Source organism: Asaia bogorensis (assembly GCF_900465345.1).
In the GTDB taxonomy this organism is placed as follows: domain Bacteria; phylum Pseudomonadota; class Alphaproteobacteria; order Acetobacterales; family Acetobacteraceae; genus Asaia; species Asaia bogorensis_A.
Genome location: NZ_UEGO01000020.1, coordinates 1 through 3,747, shown reverse-complemented (window position 1 = coordinate 3,747; position 3,747 = coordinate 1). Strand labels below are relative to the sequence as shown.

Annotated in this window: 10 protein-coding genes; 9 read left to right on the top strand and 1 reads right to left on the bottom strand. The window is 59.1% G+C overall.

Annotated features, from left to right (window positions below):
• Positions 1 to 174: 174 nt before the first annotated feature.
• The 3 genes from ED655_RS08940 to ssb are packed head-to-tail and all read left to right on the top strand — an operon-like array spanning position 175 to position 1,296.
• Positions 175 to 642, top strand: coding sequence for a helix-turn-helix domain-containing protein (locus ED655_RS08940; RefSeq protein ID WP_122049884.1), 468 nt, complete (start codon positions 175 to 177; stop codon positions 640 to 642).
• Positions 639 to 824 (top strand): hypothetical protein, encoded by a 186-nt coding sequence (locus tag ED655_RS08935; RefSeq protein WP_122049883.1) that lies wholly within the window; start codon positions 639 to 641, stop codon positions 822 to 824. Before ED655_RS08940 ends, ED655_RS08935 begins: the two co-directional genes overlap by 4 nt.
• 1 nt (position 825) lies before the next feature.
• On the top strand, positions 826 to 1,296 hold the full coding sequence (gene ssb, locus ED655_RS08930; RefSeq protein ID WP_122049882.1) for a single-stranded DNA-binding protein: 471 nt from the start codon (positions 826 to 828) through the stop codon (positions 1,294 to 1,296).
• A 5-nt stretch (positions 1,297 to 1,301) separates the two neighbouring features.
• Here the strand turns inward: ssb and ED655_RS08925 are convergent, their stop codons facing one another.
• On the bottom strand, positions 1,302 to 1,517 hold the full coding sequence (locus ED655_RS08925; RefSeq protein WP_062164660.1) for a hypothetical protein: 216 nt from the start codon (positions 1,515 to 1,517) through the stop codon (positions 1,302 to 1,304).
• Between the two features lie 105 nt (positions 1,518 to 1,622).
• Here ED655_RS08925 and ED655_RS08920 point away from each other — a divergent pair, with 105 nt between their 5' ends.
• From ED655_RS08920 to ED655_RS08895, 6 genes are all read left to right on the top strand, one after another.
• Positions 1,623 to 1,946 carry a hypothetical protein gene (locus tag ED655_RS08920; protein ID WP_205836015.1) on the top strand — a complete coding sequence of 108 codons (324 nt, stop codon included), beginning with the start codon at positions 1,623 to 1,625 and terminating at the stop codon, positions 1,944 to 1,946.
• A gap of 79 nt (positions 1,947 to 2,025) precedes the next feature.
• A complete protein-coding gene (locus ED655_RS08915) occupies positions 2,026 to 2,667 on the top strand; it encodes a GIY-YIG nuclease family protein (protein WP_122049881.1) in 642 nt (213 codons plus the stop codon).
• A complete protein-coding gene (locus ED655_RS08910) occupies positions 2,664 to 2,891 on the top strand; it encodes a hypothetical protein (RefSeq protein WP_122049880.1) in 228 nt (75 codons plus the stop codon). Before ED655_RS08915 ends, ED655_RS08910 begins: the two co-directional genes overlap by 4 nt.
• Positions 2,888 to 3,229 (top strand): hypothetical protein, encoded by a 342-nt coding sequence (locus ED655_RS08905; protein ID WP_162993462.1) that lies wholly within the window; start codon positions 2,888 to 2,890, stop codon positions 3,227 to 3,229. Before ED655_RS08910 ends, ED655_RS08905 begins: the two co-directional genes overlap by 4 nt.
• Positions 3,226 to 3,501 (top strand): DUF2312 domain-containing protein, encoded by a 276-nt coding sequence (locus ED655_RS08900; RefSeq protein ID WP_240993589.1) that lies wholly within the window; start codon positions 3,226 to 3,228, stop codon positions 3,499 to 3,501. The genes ED655_RS08905 and ED655_RS08900 overlap by 4 nt, the downstream gene beginning before the upstream one ends.
• 3 nt (positions 3,502 to 3,504) lie before the next feature.
• On the top strand, positions 3,505 to 3,747 hold a 243-nt coding region (locus ED655_RS08895), incomplete at its 3' end, for a hypothetical protein (protein ID WP_162993461.1).

The following is a 3,747-nucleotide window of genomic DNA, read 5'->3' as shown; positions in this document are numbered from 1 at the left end:
CCTGCGCTGCCATTCGCCTGTTCGTCTGGGCGTCCGGCGTGACGCGGGCCACAAGCTCGGAGGAACGCCCATGAGCGCCCCAGCCACAAAGCCGCCGTTCTCCCTGACCGGCACCGTCTCCGCGCTCGATTTGCAGAGCATCGCAAGCCGCCTCGAACGCAAGGGAGATCAGAAATGAGCGACACGAAGAACTGCGAGTATTGCTCGCTCCTTATCGCCCGCGAAATGGACGTGTCCGACCACAACTGGAACCGTCGCCGGTTTTGCAGCGAGAAATGCCGCAAGAAAGACGAGCGCGACCGGCTGAAGGAAGAGAAGAGCAAGGCTCCCAAGAAGCGATATCACAATACGCCTATCTCCGAGGACGAAGCGAAGCAGTTCGTGGATCTGGTAAAGTCCGGCGTCTCTGCCCAGCAGGCGGCGAAGCAGGTTGGCCGGTCCAGCGTCATGACGATCATGAATCGTGCCGTGGCCTTCGGCTTCATTGAGCGGCCCGAGCCCATTGCTCCCGTTGTCGAGGACAAGCCGAAGATCACCCGCATTGACCCGCTGCCTGCCGKATCGGCTGAGACCTGGGGCGCGATGATGCCCGGTATCTCGTGGGAGAAGGCGCRCGCTGACACCTGGGGGATGCGCCTGTGAAGGAAGCCCCCGCCAAGTGGACCACGATTGCGGTCATGTCGCCCTCAAGCGGCACATTTGAGCGCGCTCCAGGAGCGTTCGTTGTCCCGGACATCGCCATCCTGCGCGGCGATATCGAGACCCGGTACGCCACGGAAGGCAAGCGCCGCGTCATGCAGGCCCGCAAGAAAGGAGGCCGATAAGATGGCCGGTTCTTTTTCACAGACAATCATCCTCGGCAATGTCGGCAAAGACCCTGAGATCAGCACGCTGCGAAGTGGCGCAAATGTTGCCTCGTTCTCCGTTGCCACGTCTGAGTCCTGGAAGGATGCGCAGACTGGCGAGCGTAAGGAGCGCAGTGAGTGGCATCGGGTAAAAATATGGCATGAMCCGACCRTTTCAGTCGTTGAGCGGTTCGTTCGCAAAGGCTCAAAAATCCAGATCGTTGGACGTAACGAAACGTCCAAATGGCAGGATCAAGAAGGCAAGGACCGATACACGACAGAGGTCGTCGTGCGTGGTGCGTTCTCACTGACGCTACTCGACAACAACCGGGATGGCGACGAGGGCCAGAGCAACCGATCGGCCCCACAGCGCCAGAATGGGCAGCAGTCGCGCCAGTCGGGCGGATGGGACGCACCATCCAACGACATGGACGACGAAATCCCCTTCTGACCCCATCAAATGACGACCACGACCCCCACCGCAGCCGCAAACTGCTCGACCAGACGTTGGCGCGTCTGGCCCGTAGCGTGCGGGTGCAGCACCGACCAGAGCCGGGCGGCGCGCATGATGTCGAGAGCGATCACGGGCGTATCCAACCGCTGCGTGAACCTTCTCGCATCTGCCTCGACCAGTGGCTTGTCGTGCTCGTGGGTGGTGGTGTCGTCGTCCATTCTTTGGCTGCTCCAGTTCGTCCCTGACCCGACGAACCATGGAGAATGCCAATGCGAAAATCTCGGGGAATTCCCCACCGAAAATTTCGGGGAGGTTTTGCCGTCATGATCGACGCAGCTTCCTACGCTGAAACCGTGACCGACATTCTGCGCCGTAATTACGGCCATCTCAGGCACGCAGCGAAACAACTCGCCCGCAGCGTCGGCACCTCGCCACGCACGGTCGAAAACTGGTTTGCCGGAATCAATGCGCCCCGAGGGGCTGAGCTAATCCGGCTCATGCAACAATGTGACGATCTCCGCGACGAGATCTTCCGAATTGTGGAGGAAGGCCAATGCCCAAAGGCGTCGGCATCGACTTCGGATGGTGTGGATTTGGCCACCATTCCGGCCCCCCAAGAACGTTCAGGCTGGGTTTTCTATCGGTAATGCTTTTCCCCGATGGGATCGTGGCTGCGTTCCGTTCTTACACCATTGCTCTGACTATAAAGCGCGAGGAGCTTAAGAAATGAGCTTCGTATATATCGTCAGGGCAGGTGCGGACGGCCCCGTAAAAATCGGTTTTACTACCAGCCCCACAACACGCTTCTCCGCCATTGGAACTTCCAATGCGGCGGGCTTGTCGCTTCTGCGCCTCATTGAAGGAAGCAGAGCGACCGAACGGTGGTTCCATCAGGCGTTTGACCATCAGCACATACGCGGCGAGTGGTTCTCTTTTGATGCAGATATGCTCACGGCAATCCCGGACGCGAAGCAGGATGAAGATCCGGAGGTTTCGCTTGAGCACGAGGCTGCGAAGCTCGAAGCGCAGGAAATTGTCAAAGCGGCAGGCGACTCTGCGCCTGAGGGCAGCCTTACTGGGAAAAAAATCACCCATGCGGCCCAGCGCCTTGGGATAAGGCGCGGGCACGTCAAACGGCTCTGGTACAAAGAACAGAAAGTTATCGCAGCAGCAGAATTGGATTTTCTTCGCCGCGTCCACGTCGATCTCCTCGCAGAGGTCAGAGAAGAGGCGGAACGCAAAGCTGCATGGGTCGATGAAAAACTCGGCAGAATTAGACGGATAAGATCGTCCCATTACACGCCCGCACCACGCAGCGATACTTTCGATCTTTTCTCTGCCCTCGAACACGAGGAGCTGCAGAAATGAGCCGCTCCAACGCAATAGACGCCGCTGACCTGTGCGGGGCCGTCAACCGATGGGTTGATAAATTCCCGAGTGAGGCCGAGGCGGCGCGCTCCCTCGGAATGAGCCCGCAGGCGCTCAACACCCAGCGAAACGCCGTCAAACCATACTCCGCGCGTGTTCTCCGGGCCGCTGGCCTGCGCCGCGTCGTGACCGTGCATTACGAGTTTATTGAGGGGGCGGAATGATGGAGACATCTGCCAGCCTCTTCGGAGATCGGGGGCTAAGCGCCTGGCATTACGAAGAACTGTATGCACGCGCTGAGATCGTTCTGCGTGTACCGCGCAAAGGATCAATGCTTCCTGCCGCTGAGATCCGTCTGTCGCGCGGCATCTGCCACCAGTGGTTCTGGGGCGCCAGTTGGAACGCTTCAACCGCAGGTGGTGGCTGCCCTTTCCATGGGTCGGAATGTGCAACCCGTGCAGACGCCGTGAGCAAGGCACGGATCTGGATCGAGAATAAAATTCCTCACATGGACCCGTCAGATGCCAGCCGCGTCCGGGCCGCCCTTGGAGAACTCGCATGACCAACGCAACCGACATGACAGGCCACAACAGCGAGAACGTGGGCGGGATTGCCGCCGATCGTCTCCGCTCGATCATTGAGCGCGTGGAACGTTTAGAGGCCGAACGGGCGGCGCTGTCGTCCGATATCAAGGACATTTTCTCGGAAAGCAAAGCTGCAGGGTTCGATGTTCCGACGATCAAGCAGATCATCAAGATCCGCAAGCAAGACCCGGCGAAGGTCGAGGAAGCGGAAACGCTGCTCGATATCTACCGTCGCGCGCTGGGGATGTGAGCCATGAAACTCTACCTTCCCAATATGGGCACGATCAAATCGTTCACCGAGCATGATGCCGTTGATATTCTCTGGCATACCGAATGGGATCATATGCGCAACGAACCTGGCAAGCTATGGGCTGAAGTTGGCGGCCGAGCGCACTACGAGGAGGATTTTTTCGAGACAGCCGAGGAGGCGAGAAATGAGGCGCTGCGGCGTCGCACCTCTAGGATTGCGTACCTCGAAAGGCGGCTGGCGCAACTG